The organism is Nocardia sp. A7 (assembly GCF_046549215.1).
In the GTDB taxonomy this organism is placed as follows: Bacteria; Actinomycetota; Actinomycetes; order Mycobacteriales; family Mycobacteriaceae; genus Nocardia.
This window is the reverse complement of sequence record NZ_JAJPWE010000002.1, coordinates 812,558-835,410: the sequence shown is the minus strand read 5'-3', so window position 1 is coordinate 835,410 and position 22,853 is coordinate 812,558. Positions and strand designations below refer to the sequence as shown.

The following is a 22,853-nucleotide window of genomic DNA, read 5'->3' as shown; positions in this document are numbered from 1 at the left end:
GTGCCTGGACCAGAATCTCGCACGGCCTCGGCCGTTTCGCGGGCGTGGCGAGTTCTGTTCTGTCCGAGCGGGTTCCGCTCTGTACAAGCCCGCCGACGCTGTGCGAGCATGACAGGGAAATCCTCTCATTCATTCTCGTTTTCATCGATTGTCCGGAGGTGCCGATGAGGCAGCAGGAATCCGCGCACATCCTGGTCGCGGGTGCGGGCCTGGCCGGATTGGCCACGGCGGTCTGGCTCGCGGAGGCGGGTCACCGGGTCACCCTCGTCGAGAAGCGGGGACGGCTCGGCGGTCGCACGATCTCGTTCGAGGTGCCCGGTATCGAAGGCCGGATCGACAACGGCCAGCACCTCTTCGCCGGTTGTTACGACGCGCTGCTGCGCTATGTCGACACCATCGGCACGCGGGAGCAACTCCGCTGGGACGCCGCACCTTTCGCGATCCGGACCGGGCCCGACCGGCTATTGACCCTGCGCGCGCCCACGTGGCTGCCGGGCACGCTGCGCCGTGCTGTCGGGCTGTCCTGGATGGCATGGCCGCCGATCCCGTTGCGCGAGCGGCCCGCCGCCCTGCGCACCTGGGCACGGATCGCCCGCGCCGCGCTGCGCCCCGCGCCCGAACTCGACGATCTGACCGTCGATCGCTGGTTCAGGCAGATCGGTGCGCCGCAATCGCTGCGCGCGTTGGTGCTCGATCAGTTCGTCATCGGTCTGCTCAACGAGAAGACCGAGCGGGTTTCCGCGTCCATGTTCGTCCAGACCCTGCACTGGATCGGCAAGCGCGCGCTGTCGGGAAATACCAGGGCCGGCGACGCGATCTGGCCGCGAGTGAGCCTGCACGAGTTGTTCGTCGCGCCCGCCGAGCGTTATCTCACGGCACACGGCGGCGAGATCGTCGTCGGTACCGGTGTCACCGATATCGAGATCACCGAAGACGGGCTCACCGGTGTGCGGCTCTCCGACGGGCGTGTCATCGAGGTCGACGCAGCGGTTCTCGCGTTGCCGCCGTGGTCGCTGACGACATTGCTCGATCGCGGGCGCCTCGGGCAGTACGACCATTTCACCCCCGTGCGCAAGATCGAGCCCGCGCCGATCTCGAGCGTCTACGTGTGGCTCGATCGCCCGCTGGGGATGCGCAGGCTCGCGGAGAATCTGCGCGACACCACCATCGAGTGGGTTTTCGACACCACGGGCATGCACGGCGTCGAGACCGAGGCGGGCCACTGCTATTCACTGGCCGTCAGCGCCTCATGGGATGTAGTCCACCTGCCCAACGCCGAATTCACCACGGCGGCAATGGAATCGCTGGCCAAGCACTACCCCGAGGTCGCCGAAGCCGAGGTGCTGCGCACCCACGTCATCCACCAGCCGCAGGCCACCTTCTCGGCGCAGCCCGGTTTCGACGAGCTGCGCCTGCCACAGCGCACGCCCATCGACGGCCTGTTCCTCGCAGGCGACTGGACCGAGACCGGCATGCCCTCCACTATGGAAGCCGCCGCCGAAAGCGCGGCCCGCGCCGTCGCCGGCGTCCGCGAATATCTCGGTGCCCGCCAGCGGCGCCGACGGAACAAAGATTGCTGAACAGCGGCCACCGTGTGGCCAGCGCGCGGATCGGATCCGCAGGCGGATAGCGCAGACTCAGCGCGGCTCCGAGCGTGAAGTAGCTGCGCAGCACGCGGAAGCAGAGATACGCGGGCAGGTGTTTGACCGAGCTCGGCTGCCACAGGAGGCAGACCGCGGCGGCCATGATCATCTGCATGCCGAGGACGGTGGCCACGATCGGTTGCCAGTGCAGCGGCCGGTCGGCCGTGATCGAGACGGCGGCGTCGACCACGGCGAAGATGAGCAGCGGCCCGAGCATCGCCCGGCGCGCTGCGTTGACCAGCTGGAACGGCAGCACGAAGCCGCCGGTGATCGAGCGCGGATCCAACAGCATCTTCCGGTTGTGCGCGCAGATGTGGTAGATGCTGCGAAACCAGCGGACCCGCTGCTCCCGCAGATGCGCGTAGGAGGCCGGCGTCTCGCTGTAGTACACCGCTTTCGGATCCGCCACCGTGTGGTAGCCGGCCGCGTCCATGCGCAAGCAGATGTCGGTGTCCTCCCCGTTCATGCCCTCGACCATCCCGCCGACCTCGACGACAACGCGCCGCCGATAGATCGCGAACATCCCCGGTACTCCCATGACGCCCTGGTAGCCGTCGAGCGCCACCTGGAAGAACCCGTGCCGCAGGTACACCTCGACCAGGCGGACCCTGTCGATCCAGGTCCGGTTCCCCATCGGTAGCGGCAGCCCACCCACCGACCCGACGTGCGGATCACCGAAATGTCGCATGGCCGTCCGCAGGCAGCCGGGCCCGATCACGGTGTCGGCATCGATGCGGACGATGAACTCCTCGGTGATCCGGTGCACGCCCAGGTTCAGCGCGATTGCCTTGCCCGGCGTCGGGCATTCGAGCACCTCGCCGGTGATCGCGGTACATGCCCGAATCGCTTGCCCAGCGACCTCGGTCGTATTGTCGGTAGAGGCGTTGTCAACGACGTAGAGGTGGATGCGGCCCGCGTAGGTGCCGGCCGCACGGTCGACCGCGGCGATGGTGGCCGCGATGTCGTGCGCCTCGTCGTGGGCGGGTACCAGAACCGCCACCGGTGGCGAGAAGTCTTGTGTCCGTGATCTTTGCAGCGTGAACCAGCCGATGGTGGCGGTGCACACGGCGAAGACCTGCTGGGTCAGGAAGACACCGGGCCCCATTCCACCGAGCAATGCCACCGAACGCAGGTCGAAGACGAGTTCGGGCAGCGCGGCCTCCACCACGGTGGCCACGGCCATGGCCGCCAGCAGCGCACCGATCAACCGGACATACGCGCCCGGCGGGGTACGCGGGTCGACGGTCCCGTCCAGCGGACGCGGCAGTTGCGCATGCGCTAGCACCGTCTGCGGGAAGAGCGCCAACGCGATCAGCGCCGATGCGATCTGCTGACCGAGCACGTGCACTTCCAGGATGTGCTGGTGCGCCAACCACCAGCCGAGCACATCGAAGAACACGCACGACAGCAGAAACTTCCCCAGCAACAGCACGCCGAGTTGGGCCCGGCGCCAGCGGTTGCTGTAGGCGTAATAGGCGTAGGTGAGGAAGAAGACCACCAGGAATATCCGGGTCGGCACCGCCACGTCACCACGGCCGGAGGCCAGGATCACCAGGTCGTTGTTCCCGATCACGCCCGCGTGCCGCAGCACGGCCTGCCCGCCGAGCACGATGACGCTGAGCCCGGTGAACATGAGCAGGAAGCCGTTGCTCGCGCTCGGCGGACGGTCCACCGAATAGTCGACCGGCGCGCTGTCGACCGACCGGTAGTGGTCGGCGATCGCCGCCGGGGTCGGAGAATTGGCCTCGTCCCGCATCATTCAGGCAGGCTCGGGCCGTCCGGGACCAGCGCGCCACCGCCGTCGACGGTGAACGCGCCTGCGGGCGTGATCACCTGTGCGCATTCGCGGCCGAAGGCCGGTATCGGCAGATCCTGTGTGTCGCCCGCGTATTGCACGGCCAGCCCGCGCGCGCCGTCGCCGGTCGCGCACTGCACCACCGTGCCGGTCTCGAAAGCGGGCACATCGAGCACCGTCGGTTCGCGGCCGGCGACGAGCCGGTTGTCGACCAGCCGGACCACGGTACCGACACCGGGATCGCCGCTGCCGATCACCACGAACGGCCGACCCGGTGCGGGCGGGGTGTTCCAGCTGATCTCCGGATCCGCCGCGGCCGGCAGGAATTCGGCCAACATCGGCACGGCCGCGGTGAGCAGCTCGACCGTGCTCGCCGTGTCGGCGGCGGACAAGTGCACCGCGGGCCGCGCACCGAGCTCGCGGGGCACGGCCGTGAATCCGGCACCGGGGTCGTCACCGAGTTCGAGTCCGGACGACCCGAGCAACTGCATCGGATAGGGCGTGATCCGCACATCGCAGCCACCGAGGTCGCGATCGAGCTGCACCGTCAGCGTCACGGTGTTGTCGAGCAGCAGTGCTTGCGGCGGCAGCGCGATGACCACCGGGTCGCGGGACGGGGCGAGCGGTCGGCTGTCGAGAAACTGTCCGTTGAGCTCGACATTGAGCAGCCAGACCAGGTCGGGTGGAGTGGCGGGCAGTTGGAACGCGACCCGCACACCGGCAGGGATCCGACCATCGGGAATTTCGGTCAACGCGAAACGGGCACGCCACGTGTGGTTTTCGGTGATCTGGACTGCACCGGATTCCGCGCCGAGCGACAGCAGGCTGACATCACCCGCCGACGCCGCGACACCGACCGCGCGCGGATCGGCTGCCTGCCGATCGGCGGTGCTCACCGCGGGCGTGGTCAGGTATGCGGTGACGAGATCGGCGTCGGGTTCGACAACGCTGACCACCGGCGTGCCGTCGATCGCGCCGAGCATGACGCTGTTGTCGGTCCCGGTGCGCGACCAGCCCGGTGTCTCGGCCAGCCGCTCGGCCGGGCCGAGCAAGATCACACTGCGCCGCCCGGTATCGGGAACGCTGTTAGCGAAACGCACGGTGTAGCCGGATTCCGTCAGCGCCACCCCGAGTTCGGCGGCGGTGGTGCGCCACGGATCGGCGGTGTCTGCCAGCACCACGGTGACTGTGTCGTCCCAGGTGGCGACCGTGTCGCGGAGCGTGTGTACCGGCTCGTCGAGCGCGGCTTCGAGCACGGTGTCGGGATCGAGCGCGATGACCATGCCCGCGCTCCGATCGGCGGTGCACGACTCGTGATGCAACGTCCCCCTGGTGCGAACGGTGACCCTGACATTGCCGTCGGCGGTGGCTCGGCTCGGAACATCGACCGTGTCGTCGATCGCGTTCTGGCCACGCGGGAGTTCGCGCTGGAAGACCTCCTGCCCGTCGATGGCGACGACCAGGAACACCGTGCTGTCCTCGGCGACCTGCGCGGTTCCGGCGAGGCGCAGCCGGGTCTTGTCTCCGGCCGAGTCCACCGGGACCGCCACCTGGAAACTCGATGACGGCGCGTCGCCGGTGAGCCGGATTCCGTCCGGTCGCCCCAGATCGGCGAGGGTTTTGGCGTAGAGCCGGTCCGCGGGCACATCGAAACCGTCACTCGGCGGCGGATTCAACCAGCCCGCCCGGACCACGACCCAGGCCGCGACGAGCACCGCGGCCAGCCCGACCACGAACCAGGCCGACCGCGGCACCGTCCTGCCGTGCTCGTTGCGGAAATACTGTGGCGGATCGGGGGTGCGCTCCTCGCCTGCGGCGTCGTCGTCAGCCACCGGCGGGGACCTCGCTCTTCGCTTCGCGTTCGCGGTTCCAGTAGGAGCTGGCGGGAATGCGTTCCTTGTCGACTCGATCGGCGTACTTGTGCGCGATGTCGACCGACTCGGCCAACAGCCCTGATTCGAGCAGGATGGGATCGAGACCGAGTGCAAGGAGATGGTCGTTGACCGCACTCAACTCGTTGACATCGGCTTCGGCCCGCGGATTACTGAGATGGACGACCTGCGCCCCGACCACGCGGGCGACCAGATCAGCGAGGTCGGCGATGCGATGGGTCTCGGTGACCTGATTCATCACCCGCGGCCTGCCCGATACTTCGTCACCGGATTCGACCGCGAGGCGAATGCACTGCACGGTATTGCGGATATTGATGAACGCGCGGGTCTGTCCGCCGGATCCGTAGACGGTGAGCGGGTAGCCGATCGTGGCTTCCACCAGGAACCGATTCAGCACGGTGCCGTAGTCACCGTCGTAATCGAAACGATTGATCAGGGCCTCGTCGAGGGTGGTCTCGTCGGTCTGGGTGCCCCACACGATGCCCTGGTGCAGGTCAGTGACGCGGACACCGTCATTGCGGGCATAGAACTGGAACACCAGCTGATCCAGCGACTTAGTCAGGTGATACACACTGCCCGGATTCGTCGGGTAGAGGATCTCGCGTGAGCGCATCGTGCCGGTGCGATCCGGATAGGACACCGTCAGATAGCCCTCGGGCAGGTCGACCGGCACGGATTCGTAACCATAGACGCCCATCGAGCCCAGGTGCACGACGTGCGCGTCGACGCCGGTCTCGACCAGTGCGTCCATGAGATTGTGGGTGGCGTTGACGTTGTTATCGATCGTGTACCGCTTGTGCGCGGGCGATTTCATCGAATACGGAGCGGACCGTTGTTCGGCGAAATGCACGATGGAGTCGGGCCGCTCGGCCGACAGCAATTCCGTCAAGTCCTCGTAGTCGAGGGCGATATCCATCTCGACCGTACCGATGGTCTTTCCGGTCGCTTTTCGCCACGCGGCGACTCGCTCGTCCAAGGTCCGAATCGGGGTCAACGACCGGACACCGAGTTCTGTGTCGATCCTGCGGCGGACCCCGCTGTCGACAATGGTCACGTCATGACCATGCGCCGAGAGGTGCAGCGCGCTCGGCCACCCGCAAAACCCGTCACCACCCAGAACGAAGATCCGCATAGCGACTCCTTTTCAGCTTCGGTCGATTCACCGATGCTGCCGTTCAGAAAGTCGCCACACATCACCCGAACCGGATGAAATGACACTCGAATTTATCGGGTTCCGTCCTCAGCTGTTGCGCGTCGGCCGCTCCGGATCTTGCGTCGTCCGACTCGGCTTGGTGTCGGGGTCGACCCGGTCCGCGCGCTCCCATTCCTTGTCCAGGTCGGCTCGCGATTCCGCCGCGTCGCTGTGGTGCACCTGCGCCTGCTGGGCGAGCTGTTCGGCATGAGCGGCTTTCGCGTCCGCTTCGGCCTGTGCCGCGCGACTCCGGGCGGCGATCTCCTCCGCCCGCGCCTCTCGCTGTCCGACCTCGCCTTCCTGTACCGCCGCCCGCTCCCGGATTCCGGCAGCATCGACCCGTCGGTGTTCACGCCGGCTACTCATCAACGCCCGAATGACGGCAGCAAGCACAAGGACGACCACGACCGCGACGACGATTGTCACGATTACACTGGTAGTGCTCATTTCTCTACTCCTCGCATCCCCCGGATTGTCCTTACCCCGTTGGACTACCCACCAGGGGAAAGACAAACGATCAGCTGCGCTGAGATCAGCCTCGCGGTAACGCCTGCATGATCCGGGTGATCCGCGCCCCGGCGTCACACACCTGCGCGATCATCTCGGCGAGTGCGTCCCCTTCGAACTCCTCGGCCCGACCCCCCACGCTGATGGACGCGACAACCGATCCGTCTTTCCCCAGAATCGGCGCGCCCACCGCGGCGACCCCGGGCAGGTAATCGGAGTTGCTCAGCGAATAGCCCGCTTGCGCGATTGCGTCCAGGTGCTCGACGAGTTGATCCACATCGGTGATGGTCCGGTCGGTGATCGCGGGCAGATCCGTCGTGATCCACTTGTCTCGCAATACTTTCGAATGAGCGAGCATGACAACCGGCCCCGCCGCGGCGTGATAAGGCATCACGGACCCGATATTGATCCCGGCGACGACCAGGGAGTTACGCCCCTCGAGCAGGTCGATGCAGACCGCGCCCTGTTCCGCGGGCACCATCAGGTAGGCCGTGTTCCCGAAGGTCGCCGCCAGCTCGGCCATGAACGGCTTGGCCGCAGCACGGATATCGAGTTTCGACAGCGCGGCGGAACCGATTTCGAACACCGGCATCGCGATCCGGTACGCACCTTCCGCGGTGCGATCCACCCAGCCCGCGTGGATCAGCGTGGCCATCAGGCGATACACCGTTGTCTTGTTCATCCCACTGGCCGAGGTGAGTTCGTTCAAGGTCCAGACGGGGCGATCAGCGCCGAATTTCTCGAGCAGTGCGCAGGCTTTGAGGACCGCGCCGACGATGTCGCGACCTCCTGCCGCTTCGGGCTCGATGGGCACAGCCACTGCTACTCACTCACTTTCGTTGATCGTGCGATCGGGGTTGCCACCATACGAACAGACATCCACCGGCGGGGGTTGACTTTGTGACTCGCACCACCTTACCGTACGTACCGTTATGTGAAACACATTCCGCATTGCGAAACGGAGAGTGGCCTGTGCGCAGCCCGACCTTGAAAGACCTCACGACCCGCGGCCTCGTCTACGCGCCCGGCGTCTGGGATGGCCTGACCGCCCGCCTCGCCGAACAGGCGGGTTTCAGCGCACTGTGCGCCTCGGGATTCGCCGTCTCGGCGGCACTCGGCCTCCCCGATGCCGAGCTCTACACCCAGACCGAGAACCTGCAGGCGGTTCGCACGATCCGGGAGTCGTCGAAACTGCCGCTCGTCGCCGATATCGACACCGGCTACGGCAACGCCGTCAACGCCGCGCGCACCGCCGCGAAATTCGCCGACGCGGGTGTCGGCGGGATGTTCATGGAAGATCAGGTCTCGCCCAAGTCCTGCCCCATCTGCGTGGGCGAGCCCGTCGACCTGATCACCGTCGCCGAGGCGACCGGCAAGGTCCGCGCCGTCCGCGACTCCATCCCCGACGATGTGTTGCTGATCGCCCGCACCGACGCGCGCGGCGACGAGGCGATCCGCCGCGCCCAGGCCTACGCCGAGGCGGGCGCGGACATGATCATGCCGGTCACCAAGACCTTCGACACCGTCGAACAGTGGCAGCGCTGCCACGAGGAGGTCGGGGTCCCGCTCATGGCCACCCTCACCGCCTCGACCTGGACCGAACGCGATTTCACCCCCGAGATCCTCGACCAGATCGGCGTCCGCCTCGCCCTGCTGCCCACCCAGGTCCTGATGGCCGCGACCGGGGCCGCCCGCGAGACACTGCGGCGACTGGCCGCGGGCGAGGCACCGGCCCAGGTGAGCGCCGACGCGCTCCAGCACCACGAATTCGTGGAACTGATCGGCTTTCCCGAGGTCGAGGCGATGCAGAACAAGTACCTACCCGCGAAGGAGCGGTGACCGCCGTGGGTTACACGATGACGGAGAAGATCCTGGGCCGCGCCTCGGATCAGGACACGGTCCGTGCCGGCGAGAACCACCCGGTCCAGCCTGCGCGCATGATCGCCTACGACTTCCCCGGCTACACCGACGTGATGTTTCGTCAGATGCGCGAGGACTTCCAGATGACCGAGCTCGATGACCCGAGCCGCTACATCGTCTTCATCGACCACATGCTCAGCAAGCGCGATGACAAGGAAACCGAAGTCCACCAGGTGACCCGCGACTGGTGCGAGTTCTACGGCATCGAGCTGCACGAGGGCCGCGGTATCGGCCACCAGCTCACCGCCGAACTCGGCCTGGCCATTCCCGGCGAATTCCTCGTCCACTTCGACGGCCATATCAGCGGTATCGGCGCCTTCGGCGCCCTCGGCTGGGGTATCCGGCGCGACCTCATCGAAGCCTGGGTCACCGGCCGGGTCTTCGTCGATATCCCCGCCACCACCCGCTTCGACCTCGTCGGCGAGTTCCCGCCCGGCGTCGACAGCCGCGACCTCGTGCACACCATCATCGATCTGGTCGGCGCCGACGGTTGCGCGCATCAGGTGATGGAATTCGGCGGCCCGGGTGCCCGCTCGATGGCCATCGACCACCGCCAGGGCCTGTGCGGAATGGCGATGTTCACCGGCGCGGTCTCCGCGATCTTCGAACCCGATGAGATGTCGCTGGCCTACGCGAACGAGGTCGCCCGCCGCGACTTCGACCCGGTGTCTCCGGACCCCGACGCCACCTACGCCGCCCGCCACACCATCGACCTCGCCACCCTCACCCCGCGGGTGGTGCTGCCCGGCTCGGCCCGTGCCGTCAACACCAAGACCGCCAAGGAACTCGCGGGCACCCCGATCACGAAAGCCTTCATCGGCTCCTGCGCCAGCGGGCGCATCGAAGACCTGCGCGCAGCGGCGCTGGTCCTGGACGGCCGCACGGTCGCCCCCGGCGTCGAGCTCAATGTCGTGCCCACCTCCCAGAAGGTGTACGAGCAGGCCGAGCGCGAAGGCATTCTCGACGTGCTCCGCGCCGCAGGTGCGCATATCAACATATCGAGCTGTGATTTCTGCTTCGGCTACCAGAAGCCCCTTCAGGCCGGCGAGAACTGCATCTCCACCGGCGTCCTGAACATTTCCGGTCGCATGGGCAGTCCCGACGCCAACATCTACATGGGCTCGCCCTACACCGTCGCCGCCAGCGCCCTCACCGGCACGATCCAGGAGTCGAACCAGTGAGCGCCTATCCCCCACCCCCGGATCTCATCGAAGGCAGGGTCGCCTGGATCTTCGGCGACGATTTCGATATCGACCTCGTCGTCGGCGTCGCCAATATCAAGTCCTATGACCCCGACCACCTGCGGTCGGTGTGTATGCGGGCCTACGACCCGTCCTTCATCGACCGTGTTCGCCCCGGCGATATCATCGTCGGCGGACGGAACTTCGGCTACGGACACCCGCACTATCCACCCATGGTCGCCCTGCGCAACGCGGGGATCTCGGCGATCGTCGCGGAGTCCTTCTCGCCGGGTTTCTGGCGCGGCGAGACCTTCAACGGCATGCCGTTGATCACGATCCCCGGCGTCTCGACCGCAGTCCAGGTCGACGACGCCGTGGCCCTCGACTGGCGCGCCGCCGCCGTGGGCCTGCCCGACGGAACTCGACTGGTCGGCAACCCACCGAGTCCGCGGACCGTCCAGGTCATCGAAGCCGGTGGCTCCTATGAACTCCTGCTCGCCGAGCACGCACGCGAAAGACAGGCTCAATGACGAACACAGAATCTCGCGTCGGGTCCAGCGACCTCCACCTCGCCGGACCGCGGCCGACGACAGCAGCGAAGAAGTCGAACTCCGTGGCCCGCCGCGCCGCCATCGCCGGCGGCGTCGGCACCCTCATCGAGTACTACGACTTCGCGGTCTACGGCTTCCTCGCCGTCACCATCGCACCCCTGTTCTTTCCCTCGGACAATTCCGGGGTGTCGATTCTGTCGACGCTCGCCGTTTTCGGTGTCGCCTATGTCGCCCGTCCGCTCGGCGGCATCTTCTTCGGCCGCCTCGGCGATCGACGCGGCCGCCGCTCCGCCCTCGTTCTGACGGTGGTGAGTATGGGCGTGGCCTGCGGTGTCCTCGGCTTGTTGCCGACCCACTCGTCCGTCGGCGTCCTCGCCCCGATCCTGCTGGTGCTCGTCCGTCTCGCCCAGGGCTTCTCGGCCGGCGGCGAAGTCGGTGGCGCGGCGACCTATATCGCCGAATCGGCACCTCCGGGCAAACGCGGCTTCTTCGGCTCCTTCACCCCGGTCGGTTCCACCCTCGGTTTCGCCGTTGCCGCCGCCGTGGTGGGCGTGGTGTCGCTCGCGACCACGGACGAGCAGATGCAATCGTGGGGATGGCGCATCCCGTTCCTGCTCGCCCTACCGCTGGCCTACGTGTGCCTGCGCGTTCGGATGAAGCTGGAGGACACCCCCGAATTCGAGGAGATGGCGGAGAAGGAGCAGGTCGCCAAGAGCCCGCTGCTCGACACCGTCACCAAGAACCCGTGGTCGGTCCTGCGCGTCGTCGGCGTCGCCATCGCCATGAACGGCTCCGGCTATATCGGGCTGACCTACTTCAGTGTCTATCTGATCAAAGACCTCGGCTTCTCCAAGGACTCGGTCTACTGGACCTCCGCGATCGCCATCGCCCTGGCCTGCGCCACCTTCCCGCTCAGCGGCATGCTCACCGACAGGTTCGGCCGCAAACCGGTACTCATCGGCGGCTACCTCGGCTACGTCGTGATCGCCCTGCCCGCCTTCATGATCATGGGCGCGACGAGCAGCATCCTCGTCATCGGCATCGTGTACTTCGTCTACATGGTCCTCAACGGCGTCGTCCAGGTCCCGGCGTTCCCGCTGTTCACCGAGCTCTTCCCGCGCGCGGTCCGCTACACCGGCGTCTCGCTCGGCTTCAATATCGGCACCATCGCCGCCGGCGGCACCGCCCCCTATGTCGCCGCCCAGCTCGTCGAATCGACCGGCAACGCGATGTCGCCCGCCTACTGGGTGATGGGCGTCTGCGCCGTCGGCCTCGTCACCGTCGCCACCATCCGCGAAACCGGGCGGAAGGAACTTCCCGCATGAGCAGCGGCGATGCCGGGACCATCCCCGAACGCTTCGACACACTCGGGGCGGCATGGCACGACCGGGTCCAGCACGAGCCCGACGCCCCGGCTCTCGTGTACTTCGACACCACGCTCACCGTGCGCCAGGCCGACGACCTCGCCAACGCACTCGCGGCCGCCTTCGCCGACCGTGGTGTGGGGCACGGGGAGCGGGTGGGTATCCACCTCCAGAACATCCCGCAATACGCGCTCGTTCTGCTAGCCCTGTGGAAGCTCGGCGCGATCGGCCTGCTGCTAAACCCGATGTATCGCGGCCGCGAACTCCGCGAGCTGGTCAGCGATGCCGAACCGGTCGGGATCGTCACCACTGATCGCGATGTGCGGCGGGTCCGCGACGACGTCGAGGGCACCACAGTCGGGTGGGTGCTCGGCACCGCGGAATCGGACCTCCAGTCTCGCGACGACCCCCGCGTGTTCAAGCCCGACGCATCGGGAGACCACCGCACCGACTCGGCGCACACCGACCTGCTCACCTTGGCTCACGAGTACGTCGGCCGCAAACCCGCATCGGTTCAGGTGCGCGGCGAAGACCTGGCTTTCCTCGCTTACACCTCCGGCACCACCGGGCCGCCGAAGGGCGCGATGAACTCCCACGCCAATGTCCGCGCGGTGACCACCGGTTTCGCCGAACTCGCCGGCATCGCCCCCGGCGACGTCGTCTTCGCCCTGGCCCCGCTGTTCCACATCACCGGAGCCGTCGTCATCGGGGCACTCGCACTCACCGAACGAACGTCGCTGGTCTTCACCGGCCGCTTCGACACCGACGTCGTCGTCGACGCACTGCGCGAACACGGCGTCACCTACACCATCGGTTCCATCACCGCCTTCAACGCGATGATGAACTCCGAATACGCCACCGCCGAACACTTCTCCACCATCAAGACGCTGTTCAGCGGTGGCGCCCCGGTCCCGCCGAGCACGGTCGCCCGATTCCGCGACCGGTTCGGCCACTACATCCATAACGCCTACGGCATGACCGAAACCTCGTCGGCGGTCACCGCGGTCCCGCCCGGGGCGAACGCCCCGGTCGACCCGGAGAGCGGCACGCTGTCCATCGGTCAGGCGCTGCCCGGCGTGAGCGTCGAGGTGATCGACGCCGCGGGCCGTGTCCTTGCGCCCGGCGATCAGGGCGAACTCGTGATCGTCGGCTCCCAGGTGGTCTCCGGATACTGGCGCAATCCAGCGGAATCCGAAGCCACCATGCCCGCGGGCAAGCTCCGCACCGGCGACAGCGCGATCATCGATGCCGACGGCTGGGTCTACCTGGTCGACCGGATCAAGGACCAGATCAACGTCTCCGGGTACAAGGTATGGCCGCGGGAGGTCGAGGATGTTCTCTACGAGCATCCGGCAGTGCTCGAAGCAGCGGTGGTGGGGATTCCCGACGAGTACCAGGGTGAGTCGGTCGCCGCCTATGTTTCGCTGAAGGAGGGGCACAGCGCCCCTGCCGAGGAGCTGATCTCCTTCGCGCGAGCCCGCCTTGCGCCCTACAAGCGCCCCAGAACAGTGGAGATCATCGCGGACCTGCCGAAAACTCAGACCGGCAAGATTCGCAGACGGGCGCTACGTGGTCAACGCCGGACAGCGTCGTAGGCCCGCGGCAACGTAGCGCCGGAATTCAGCGATAGCAGTGCTTGATGCAGGTTTGCGCGCTCCGCCGGATCGAGACCGTGGAGTAGGTCGTCGTTCAGCGTGCGGACCAGCTCGTCGGCCTGCTCGACGGTCCGCATCCCCAGCTCGGTGATCTCGACGAGAAAACGCCGACGGTCACGGTGATCGCGAATCCTGGCGGCGAGCCCCGCCGACTCCAGATGGTCGATCGCGGCAACCATGGTGGTCGAGTCGATGCGCAATCGCGTTCCCAGTTCGAGCTGAGAACTGGCCTGGTCGCCTGCCAGCACCTTCAAGATCATGAAGTGCCTCGTCCGCAGACCCAGTGTGGCGAGCCGATCCTCGCTCACGCGGAACATCACCTGCCCGAGCTTGATCAGCAGGCAGCTGGTGTGGTCGGCGACCATGTCCGGGATCAACGGTTCGGTCACTGGCGGAAAACCTCGATTTCTGGACTGGACAGCAGACCGATAGTAGTCGGGACCACACACACCCTCGGCAACCGAGTCCACCGATAATCACCACAGGTAATAGTTCGTACTACTGATAGTCTGCCTGACATGGAGTCAGAATTCATCCAGAAGATCGACCTGACCGACAAGGTCGTCGTCGTCGCCGGTGGCACCAGCGGCATCAATCTCGGTGTGGCCGAGGACTTCGCGCGAGCCGGTGCTCGGGTCGCGGTGCTGAGTCGGTCCGCGGACAAGGTCGACGCGGCCGTCGAACGCCTTCGCGCGCTCGGTGCCGAAGCGCTCGGCGGTAGCGCTGACGTGCGCGACTACGGCGCGACCGAGGCCGTCCTGGCATCGGTGCATCGGGAGTTCGGCGACTTCGACGTGATGATCTCCGGTGCGGCAGGCAACTTCCCCGCCGCTGCGGTCGGCATGTCCGCCAACGGGTTCAAGTCGGTGGTCGACATCGATCTGCTCGGCACCTACAACGTCCTGCGCGCGAGCTACCCGTTCCTGCGCAAGCCCGGCGCATCGGTCATCAATATCTCGGCACCGCAGTCGGAGTTGCCGACGATCACCCAGGCGCACGTCTGCGCCGCCAAGGCCGGCGTCGACATGCTCACCAAGGTGCTGGCGATGGAATGGGGCCCGTACGGGGTCCGCGTCAACGGTGTGATTCCGGGCCCGATCGATGGGACCGAGGGCATGGCCCGGTTGGCGCCGACCGAGCAGGATCGGGCCCTGGTCACCGGCAGCGTGCCGCTGCGCCGCTACGGCACGCCACGTGACGTCGCCAACGTCTGCCGATTCCTCGCCTCGCCGCTCGCCGATTTCGTGTCGGGCGTCGTGCTGCCCGCGGACGGCGGGTGGGTGCTCGGTGGCGCATCTCAGGCGATGGGTGTCATCGGGCAGCCGCTGCTCGATGCCGCACACCAGAATTCCGAATCACCCGGTCCCGCCGGTCGGTAGCACTCGCGGTGTCGTCAGGGGGCGGGTAGTTCTTTGTAAGCCCCGAGGATTCCCCGGATCGAGGGAGTGACGAACAGTTCTCGGTCCAACGACACCCACAGGTACCCGGCGTGCGCGGAAAGGCGAATGGGGCCGGTGGCTTTCACGTCGACGGCGAAGTGTAGACGCCGCACCGGTTTGCCGGCTGGGGACAGGTAGTCGAAGTCGCCGACGTGATGTCGGATGCCGGTGACCGTCAGACCGGTTTCCTCGCGAACTCCCCGGATCAGCGCCGCGGCAACGGACTCCCCGGGTCCCACCGTGGCGCCGGGGAGTTTGTGGGTGGGACGGATGAGGCCGGTGCTGTTCGCTTCCAGGAGTAATACTTCCCCACCGCGGTCGATGATCGCACCGACCCGTAGGCCGAATCCGTCGCGTTCGCCGCGCGGTAGGACCTCGTCATACATGGGTATCGACATCGGTGGATTCACCAACCTTCGGTCAGACAGAGTAGCCGCGTGTTGTCGCAGCCACTGGGTAACGACTTCCCTGTCAATTGTGCCTGGTTCCGAGTCGATCCGGCGATGATCGACTGATCCTTGTCGCCGGGAATCGGAGGCGGTCCTCCACGGCGAGAAGTCTGGCCTGGAGCGCGCGGAATCCGATCCGCGGATCCGGCGACCGCGCCGGTGGGCATCAGGTCACGCTCCGCTGAGCCGGAACTGGCGTTTGGCGCGATAATCGGGCCTACGTGCGCACCGGAGAGGGGTCGAATGTCAACACTGGGCGAGTTGGCCGCTCATGCGGGCCTGCGCGCCCTGACGCCCGGGGTGGCCGATCGGTCCTGGCTCGAGCAGGTACACGGGGTGTGCGCATTCGATCCGATGTCGCCGCACGAGCCGATGGGGGCCCGGATCGTCTACATCCGGTCTCTGGTGTGGTCGTCGCTGGGTGCGCCCGCATCGACCGCGGGTGCGCTCCGGACGGCGGGCGCGGTCGCGGTCGTGGTGGACGACGACGATCAACTTCTCCCCTCGGAATTCGTCGCCGCGTGTGTCCGCCACACCTTGCCGGTCCTTCTCCTGCCGAAAGGCGTGCCGGTCGACCGGATCCTGTCCTGGCCCGGACAGCCCACTGCGGCGAATTCCATTCGCGACACGGTCGACGGTTTCGCCGCCGACAGTGGCATCAAGATCTGGCTGGTACTGCAGGGCTGTGTACTGGGTTCGCCCGCTGCCGATCTGGATCTCGTCGGCAAGATCGTGGCGCGCGCACCCGAGCCTGTTCGGGGCAACGCGGACCGGGCCGCTGCGATACACGCGGTCCTGCCCGAGTCGGGAATCGACCTCGCTCTCACCAATCCCGAACGCGCACAGCTACATCCGGGTCGTTTCGCCCGGCTCGTGAGCGATCTCGATACGCGGATCACCTCGATCGAGGTCGCCAGGTCCGCACGCCGAGAATCCGAGGACGCGCTGATTCGGGAATTACTGGGGGCCAAGGTCGCGTCCGCGGCACTCGACCCGTGGGCGCGCTCGCTCGGGCTCGTCCCCGGTGCGCGCGTTCGCGCGGTCGCGGTGGTGACACCGCCGGCGACCGAAGCCGACCTCGTCACCGCGCTGCATGACCTCGGCCTGCGCGTCGGCGGCACCAGCGTGTGCGGAAGCCACGGCGACGGCGCGTATGCGCTGATCACCATGGAGAATGAAACAGCCCGCACCGCAACAGATTTCGATGAGTGTCTCGACATGCTCCGCGGTCTGTTCGCACACCGTCACGGCCACGAACTCTCCGTCGGGACCAGCTCGTGCGTCATCGGCTCCAGTGACGATCTGGTCCGCGGACTGATCAACGCTCGACATCTCGCCGACCGCCACGCCCGCTCCAGCGGACCCTCGGCACCCAAGGTAGCTCTGCCTGCTCCCTTGAGCGCGACCCTGCTCGCCGCTGATCCCGCCATGGCGCAGGCGCTGCACCGCGCGCTGCTGCAGCCGGTGCTCGCCTACGACGAGGCCAAGGCTTCCCACTATCTCGAGACGCTGCGCACCTTCCTCGCCCTCGACTGCCAATGGGCCGCCACCGCAAACGAATTGGGCATACATATCAACACGCTGCGCTACCGGCTGTCGCGCATCGAGCGGCTCACAGGCCGCGGTATCGGATCGATGGCCGACCGGGTGGACTTCTACCTGGCGCTCTCGCTGCGCGAATCACAACGCGGCGAATAGCGGACTGCGGCTCAGCCACCAGGGTTCGGGCAACCGCGGCGCGAATTCGGCGACGACATCGTATTCGCCGCCACCAGCTCGGCCGACATACGACGGGTGCGCGCTGTAGTGGTTGCTCCGGAAGCAGAACGGCAGGCCCTCGGGATTGCCGTCGAACCGGATGCCGAGCAGCGCCTCGGCGATCCCGGCCGCGTCGGTCGAACGGGCCACCTCCGCGGCCAGTCGCACCGCGTGCACCGCGTTGTAGGCGCCGACCTGCGCGGCATGGGCACGGCGCTGACCGCGAACCGCGAGCAGGGACCGGCGGTAGGTCCGATTGGCCTCGGAATCGATCGTCGAGAAGTAGGTGCCGACCATGTAGTGCCCGTCACCGACCTCGGGCGGCATGTGCTCGAGGTCGATCGGGGTGGTGACCGTCGCGGCGATCGGCAGGGTGGCGGAATCGAAACCGGCGCGGTGGAATTCGGTATAGAACGCGGTGGTCGATTCCAGGCCGACGAGATTGGACACGACCACGTCGGGCCGCACCCGCTCGATATCGCGGACTACCTCGGTGAACGAGGTCTCACGCAGCGGCACGTAGCGGTTTCCGACGGTCTCCACGTTCCAGCGCCCACCCAACCGCTGCACCGCCTCGGCCAGTACTCGCGGATAGATGTAGTCCGAGCCGACCACATAGACGCGGCGGCCGAGATTGCTCGCGATCCACCCCAGGTAGTCCGCCAGATATTGGTTGGGTGCCGCCCCGCAATAGAACACCCGGTGATCGGTTTCCTCGCCCTCGAAATAGGTCGGGTACATCAGCAGGGCGCGATGGGCGTGCACCGCCGGAATCATCGCGACCCGGCTCGCGGAGGTATATCCGCCGACGATGATGTCGACGCCTTCGTCACCGCACAGGTGATCGATGCCGGCGACCGACAATCCCACTTCGGAGCGATCGTCGAATACCGCGCATTCGAGTTCCGCACCGCGCACACCGCCATCGGCGTTGATCTCGTGTATCGCAAGAGCCGCACCGTCGAAAATGGATCGCTCCATCTCCGCCCGCGGGCCGGTGAGCGAATACAGCAACCCGATCTTCACCACCGCTCCTTTCCCCGGCGCGAGCCTCCCCCGTCTGCCATCACGCCAACTCTACGCCAGATCCGGTGTCGCACAGAGCGAGCGGTCGGGCCGACGCAAGCGGCCCGGTACCGGGGTTGCGATCGGGTGACCAACCGTTGCGCCCAGGTATCGGACACGTGGACGTTACTCGACGCGGGCGCCCGTTTCCGCTGGTAGACGGCATCAGAGCACCGGAGGAGGTGGACGAACATCCAAGCCCGGCGCCCTCCACGCTGGCGGTCGGTCCAATTGTTCGGCCTCGCCGATCCGGGTTTCGTATGTCGTGTTCGGCGAGCACATCCCGAGGAGGACACCATGACCGAGGCCATCAGCAGGCCCGTGAAAATTCGCACCGCAGTCGATATCGGCGGCACCTTCACCGACGTTTTCGTCCAGGGCGCGGACGGAAAGATCATCACCGCGAAATACCCCACCCAGGCCGACCCCATCGAGGGCGTGCTGGCCGGGATGAAACAGGCGGGGGTGGATTGGGCCGAGGTGGAATTCTTCTCGCACGGCACCACCATCGCCACCAATGCCCTGATCACCCGCAAATTTCCCAAGATCGCCCTGGTCACCACCGAGGGGTTCCGCGACGTGATCGAAATCCGACGCGGTGATCGCGAATCCTGGGATCCGTATCAGGCGATCGCGGAACCGTTCGTGCCGCGCCGCCACCGGATGACGGTGCGCGAGCGCATCGGCTACGACGGCAAAGTGCTCGAAACGCTCGACGAGGACCAGGCCCGCGACGTCGCGCGAATCCTGCGCAGACGCGAAATCGAAACCGTGGCCGTGTGTTTCGTCAACTCGTTCACCAATCCCGAGCACGAAGAGCGGATGGCGGAGATCCTCGCCGAAGAACTGCCCGGCGTCGCGATCACCACCTCGAGTGATGTGCTCCCGGAGATCTTCGAATACGAGCGGTTCTCCACCACCGTCGCCAATGCGGCACTGGTGCCGATCATCGGGCCATATGCCCGCACACTCGAGGCTCGACTGGAGGAGAACGGCTACGCCAACGACGTGCTGCTGCTGCACTCCGGCGGCGGTGTGATGACCCCGAAGATGGCCGAGAAGTACGGCGCGCGCCTGGCGGCCTCCGGCATCGCCGCGGGGGCCATCGCCAGCAGGCACATCGCGCGCATGTGCGGCTTCGAGAACTCCATCGGTTTCGACATGGGTGGCACCTCCACCGATGTGTCGCTCACGGAGAACGGAATGCTCGGCACCACCAATATGTGGAGCGTCGAATTCGGCTACCCGATCTGTTTCCCGAGCATCGAGGTGCTCACCATCGGCGCGGGTGGCGGCTCGATCGCCTGGATCGACGACGCGGGCTCGCTGCACAACGGCCCGCAATCGGCCGGCTCGGAACCCGGCCCGGCCTGCTACGGCGTCGCCGACGATCTGGCCACCAACACCGACGCCAACCTCGTGCTCGGCACCGTCGGCAAGAAGCTGGCGGGCGGGGTGAAGCAACTCGACGAGTCGATGGCACGCGCGGCGATCGAAAAGATCGCCACCCCACTGGGTTTGGATGTGGAGACCGCGGCGCAGTCGATCATCAAGGTCGCCAACGCCAATATGGCCGACGCCATCCGCCTGATCTCGATTCGAAAGGGCCACGATCCGCGCGATTTCGCCCTGGTCGGCTTCGGTGGCGCGGGCCCGCTGCACGCCGCCTACCTGGCCAAGGACCTCGGCATTCCGACGGTGATCATCCCGCCGCATCCCGGCGTCACCTCGGCGATGGGCTGCATGCTCGTCGACATCCAGCACGACCTGACCAAGATGTACCTCGCCGACGCGGCCGAGGCCGATCTCGGACATCTGAACCGGTCGTTCCGTGAACTGGAGACCCAGGGCAGGCAACGGCTCACCGCCGAGCACGTCGACGACGCCGATATGGCTTTCGAGTACTACCTCGACATGCGCTACCTCGGGCAGTGGCGGGCCATCGCCGTGCCGGTATCGGGGCCGCTGAGCAGCCTCGACCAGGTGATCGCCACGTTCCACGCCACCCACCTGAAGGAACACAACTTCGCCGACGAGGCCGCAGGCGTCGAGATCTACCGCGTGCTGGTCCGGGCGATCGGGGCGACCCCGCGCAACGAGGTGGTTCCGGCGGCCCTGATCGACCCTGCCGACTTCACCCCTGTTCCCGTCGAAGTGCGCGATGTGCTGTTCCCTGACGAGCCGGTCCGCCTGCCGACCCCGGTCTACAACCGGGCCGAGCTGCCCGCCGGTGCCGTGCTGGCCGGGCCGTGCATCGTCGACCAGCTCGATTCGACCACCGTAGTGCCGCCTCGCACGACCGCGCGGGCCGACGAGTGGGGCAACCTCGTGCTCGAGCAGACCACGTAATCCTTTATCTCCCTATCGAATTCATTGAGGTGAAACCATGCCTACATCACTTGATCCGGTGACCTTCGAGGTTCTCAAGAACGCCTTCATCAATACCGTCGATCAGATGGCCGAGCAGATCCTGCGGACCTGCTATTCCTTCGTCATCTATTCGCGCGACTTCTCCTCGGCCCTGTGCGATACCGAGGGCAATACGGTGATGCAGGGCACCGGCGACATCGCCGCCCACGTCGGCACGCTGCATTACACCGCCAAGGCCGTCATCCGACAATTCGAGGGCGATATCCATCCCGGCGACGTTTTCATCATCAACGATGTCTACGAAGGCGGCAGCCACTTCAACGACACCCGCATCATCCGGCCGATCTACTACCACGGCGAGCTGCTCGGCTATGCCCAGGCCAACGGACACTGGGCCGATGTGGGCGGCGCGACACCGGGCTCGTTCAACGTCAAGGCGCTCGACCACATGGGTGAGGGTCTGCGTATCCCGCCCACCCGGCTCTGGAGCAAGGACGAGTTCCTCGAGGACGTCGCCTATCTGATCGCCAAGAACACCCGCAACCCGCGCGACATCATCGGCGACATGCAGGCCCAGGCCGAAGCGACCAGGGTCGCCGAACGCGAAATCCAGCGCCTCTGCGACAAGTACGGCGTGGAGACGATCAAAACCGCGATGGCCGAGGTCCAGGACTACGTCGAAGAGCTGACCCGCGCGAAGATCTCGGCGCTGCCCGACGGCGTCTGGTACACCGAGGACTACATCGACCAGGACCCGGCGCTGGGCGAGGGCCTGATCCCGGTGACCATGAAGATGACCATCTCCGGCGACTCGGTGCACTACGACCTGAGCGAATCGCACGCGTCGATCTCATCGATGCTCAACGCCGGTTTCGGCGGGTCCTTCGCAGGCATCGTCGCGGGCACGAAAATGCAGTTCCCGGATATCCCGCTCAACTCCGGCTTCTACCGCGTGGTTACCGCCGATCTCGGCCCACTGGGTTCGGTGGTCAACGCCGACTGGCCCTCACCCTGCGCCGGCTTCTGTTCGGGACCGTTCGAGAAGATCATGAGCTCGGTGTTCGAGATCTGGTCCGACATCCAGCCCGACCGGGCGATGGCGTGCACCTTCAATCTGGAGTATCTGCTGGTCGGCGGGCGCGACGGGCGTGAATCCGGCAACCCCAATTTCATGTGGTACGACTGGATGATGGGCGGCTGGGGCGCCCGCAACGGTGCCGACGGCTACAACGCCTCCGCCGCGGTCTTCGGTGTCCAATACGGCACCCAGCCCTTCGAAGGCCAGGAACGCCTGGCACCGGTGCTCACCTCCCGCCACGATCTGGTGCCCGATTCCGGTGGGCCGGGCAAGTTCCGCGGCGGCCTCGGCGCGGAGAAGGGCGGCAAGCTGTGGGCGAGCAACAACACGGTGATGTCGTACTGCTGCGACCGGGAACGGTCGGTGACCTGGGGGCTGTGGGGCGGGCTGCCGTCGATCCCGCACGGGGTGTGGCTCAACAAGGGCACCGAACAGCAGCAGTATCTCGGGTCGATCTTCGCCGCCCTGCCGATCAAGTCCGGTGACGAGTTCACCCGCCCCTCCGCGGGCGGTGGCGGGCTCGGCGACGCGTTGCAGCGCGACATCGACGCGGTGCTCGAAGACGTCATCGACGGGTACGTGACGATCGAACGGGCCGAGAAGGACTACGGCGTCGTCATCCGCGAGGTAGACCCCGAAGTCTTCGAATACGAGGTCGATCTCGTGGCGACCGCCGCCGCGCGCGACTACATCCGCGCCAATCGGCACGCCTGGATGGACAAGGACCCCGCCGAAGTGTCCACGGAGTACCAGACCGGACTGATCAACGAAATGGACTGCGTCCGCCAGTACGGCGTGATCCTCGACTGGGGCAGCGGCGAGGTCCTGCCCAAGACCACCGACCAGTTCCGGGCGATGCTGCATCGCCGCACCATCGTGCACTGGACCGACGACCCCGCCATCCCCTACGTCAAGGGCACGCTGACCGCCGAACCCGCCGCGGTCTGACCTCGCTGTCGCGGATGCCACCACACGGTGGCACCCGCGACACCCA

At 66.5% G+C, this 22,853-nt stretch carries 18 protein-coding genes; 10 read left to right on the top strand and 8 right to left on the bottom strand.

What is annotated here, in order from left to right; all coding sequences use genetic code 11:
* Positions 1–164: 164 nt before the first annotated feature.
* Positions 165–1,580 carry a hydroxysqualene dehydroxylase HpnE gene (hpnE, locus tag ACLJPD_RS15220; protein WP_410872766.1) on the top strand — a complete coding sequence of 472 codons (1,416 nt, stop codon included), beginning with the start codon at positions 165–167 and terminating at the stop codon, positions 1,578–1,580.
* Here hpnE and ACLJPD_RS15215 read toward each other — a convergent pair.
* The 5 genes from ACLJPD_RS15215 to ACLJPD_RS15195 form a co-directional block, all read right to left on the bottom strand.
* Complete coding sequence (locus tag ACLJPD_RS15215; protein WP_410872765.1) at positions 1,483–3,402, bottom strand: glycosyltransferase; 1,920 nt, start codon at positions 3,400–3,402, stop codon at positions 1,483–1,485. The genes hpnE and ACLJPD_RS15215 overlap by 98 nt on opposite strands.
* Positions 3,399–5,270, bottom strand: coding sequence for a hypothetical protein (locus ACLJPD_RS15210; protein ID WP_410872764.1), 1,872 nt, complete (start codon positions 5,268–5,270; stop codon positions 3,399–3,401). The genes ACLJPD_RS15215 and ACLJPD_RS15210 overlap by 4 nt, the downstream gene beginning before the upstream one ends.
* Positions 5,263–6,462 carry an NAD-dependent epimerase/dehydratase family protein gene (locus ACLJPD_RS15205; RefSeq protein ID WP_410872763.1) on the bottom strand — a complete coding sequence of 400 codons (1,200 nt, stop codon included), beginning with the start codon at positions 6,460–6,462 and terminating at the stop codon, positions 5,263–5,265. The genes ACLJPD_RS15210 and ACLJPD_RS15205 overlap by 8 nt, the downstream gene beginning before the upstream one ends.
* Positions 6,463–6,570: 108 nt before the next feature.
* Positions 6,571–6,969: a hypothetical protein gene (locus ACLJPD_RS15200; protein ID WP_410872762.1), complete on the bottom strand. Its 399-nt coding sequence runs from the start codon at positions 6,967–6,969 to the stop codon at positions 6,571–6,573.
* An 85-nt stretch (positions 6,970–7,054) separates the two neighbouring features.
* Positions 7,055–7,849: an IclR family transcriptional regulator gene (locus tag ACLJPD_RS15195; protein ID WP_410872761.1), complete on the bottom strand. Its 795-nt coding sequence runs from the start codon at positions 7,847–7,849 to the stop codon at positions 7,055–7,057.
* A 152-nt stretch (positions 7,850–8,001) separates the two neighbouring features.
* Here ACLJPD_RS15195 and ACLJPD_RS15190 point away from each other — a divergent pair, with 152 nt between their 5' ends.
* From ACLJPD_RS15190 to ACLJPD_RS15170, 5 genes are read left to right on the top strand one after another with little or no spacing between them, the layout of a single operon-like run.
* On the top strand, positions 8,002–8,868 hold the full coding sequence (locus ACLJPD_RS15190) for an oxaloacetate decarboxylase (protein ID WP_410872760.1): 867 nt from the start codon (positions 8,002–8,004) through the stop codon (positions 8,866–8,868).
* A 17-nt stretch (positions 8,869–8,885) separates the two neighbouring features.
* On the top strand, positions 8,886–10,130 hold the full coding sequence (locus ACLJPD_RS15185; RefSeq protein WP_410873417.1) for a 3-isopropylmalate dehydratase large subunit: 1,245 nt from the start codon (positions 8,886–8,888) through the stop codon (positions 10,128–10,130).
* The gene (locus tag ACLJPD_RS15180; protein WP_410872759.1) at positions 10,127–10,660 is read left to right on the top strand and encodes a 3-isopropylmalate dehydratase; all 534 of its coding nucleotides are present in this window, start codon (positions 10,127–10,129) and stop codon (positions 10,658–10,660) included. Before ACLJPD_RS15185 ends, ACLJPD_RS15180 begins: the two co-directional genes overlap by 4 nt.
* A complete protein-coding gene (locus ACLJPD_RS15175; RefSeq protein WP_410872758.1) occupies positions 10,657–12,006 on the top strand; it encodes an MFS transporter in 1,350 nt (449 codons plus the stop codon). Before ACLJPD_RS15180 ends, ACLJPD_RS15175 begins: the two co-directional genes overlap by 4 nt.
* Positions 12,003–13,640 carry a class I adenylate-forming enzyme family protein gene (locus ACLJPD_RS15170; protein WP_410872757.1) on the top strand — a complete coding sequence of 546 codons (1,638 nt, stop codon included), beginning with the start codon at positions 12,003–12,005 and terminating at the stop codon, positions 13,638–13,640. The genes ACLJPD_RS15175 and ACLJPD_RS15170 overlap by 4 nt, the downstream gene beginning before the upstream one ends.
* On the opposite strand, the gene ACLJPD_RS15165 is transcribed toward ACLJPD_RS15170, so the two are convergent.
* Positions 13,619–14,089, bottom strand: a complete 471-nt coding sequence (locus tag ACLJPD_RS15165; protein ID WP_410872756.1) for a MarR family winged helix-turn-helix transcriptional regulator — start codon at positions 14,087–14,089, stop codon at positions 13,619–13,621. The genes ACLJPD_RS15170 and ACLJPD_RS15165 overlap by 22 nt on opposite strands.
* Positions 14,090–14,218: 129 nt before the next feature.
* Between ACLJPD_RS15165 and ACLJPD_RS15160 the strand changes: the two genes are divergently transcribed.
* Positions 14,219–15,079, top strand: coding sequence for an SDR family oxidoreductase (locus tag ACLJPD_RS15160; RefSeq protein ID WP_410872755.1), 861 nt, complete (start codon positions 14,219–14,221; stop codon positions 15,077–15,079).
* 14 nt (positions 15,080–15,093) lie between these two features.
* On the opposite strand, the gene ACLJPD_RS15155 is transcribed toward ACLJPD_RS15160, so the two are convergent.
* Positions 15,094–15,537, bottom strand: coding sequence for an NUDIX hydrolase (locus ACLJPD_RS15155; protein ID WP_410872754.1), 444 nt, complete (start codon positions 15,535–15,537; stop codon positions 15,094–15,096).
* A gap of 294 nt (positions 15,538–15,831) precedes the next feature.
* Here ACLJPD_RS15155 and ACLJPD_RS15150 point away from each other — a divergent pair, with 294 nt between their 5' ends.
* On the top strand, positions 15,832–17,286 hold the full coding sequence (locus ACLJPD_RS15150; RefSeq protein ID WP_410872753.1) for a PucR family transcriptional regulator: 1,455 nt from the start codon (positions 15,832–15,834) through the stop codon (positions 17,284–17,286).
* Here the strand turns inward: ACLJPD_RS15150 and ACLJPD_RS15145 are convergent.
* The gene (locus tag ACLJPD_RS15145; RefSeq protein ID WP_410872752.1) at positions 17,269–18,372 is read right to left on the bottom strand and encodes a transporter substrate-binding protein; all 1,104 of its coding nucleotides are present in this window, start codon (positions 18,370–18,372) and stop codon (positions 17,269–17,271) included. The two genes, ACLJPD_RS15150 and ACLJPD_RS15145, sit on opposite strands and share 18 nt — an antisense overlap.
* A gap of 336 nt (positions 18,373–18,708) precedes the next feature.
* Between ACLJPD_RS15145 and ACLJPD_RS15140 the strand changes: the two genes are divergently transcribed.
* Complete coding sequence (locus ACLJPD_RS15140) at positions 18,709–20,760, top strand: hydantoinase/oxoprolinase family protein (RefSeq protein WP_410872751.1); 2,052 nt, start codon at positions 18,709–18,711, stop codon at positions 20,758–20,760.
* A 37-nt stretch (positions 20,761–20,797) separates the two neighbouring features.
* Entirely contained in the window at positions 20,798–22,807 is a 2,010-nt protein-coding gene (locus ACLJPD_RS15135) for a hydantoinase B/oxoprolinase family protein (protein ID WP_410872750.1), read from the top strand.
* Positions 22,808–22,853 lie beyond the last annotated feature (46 nt).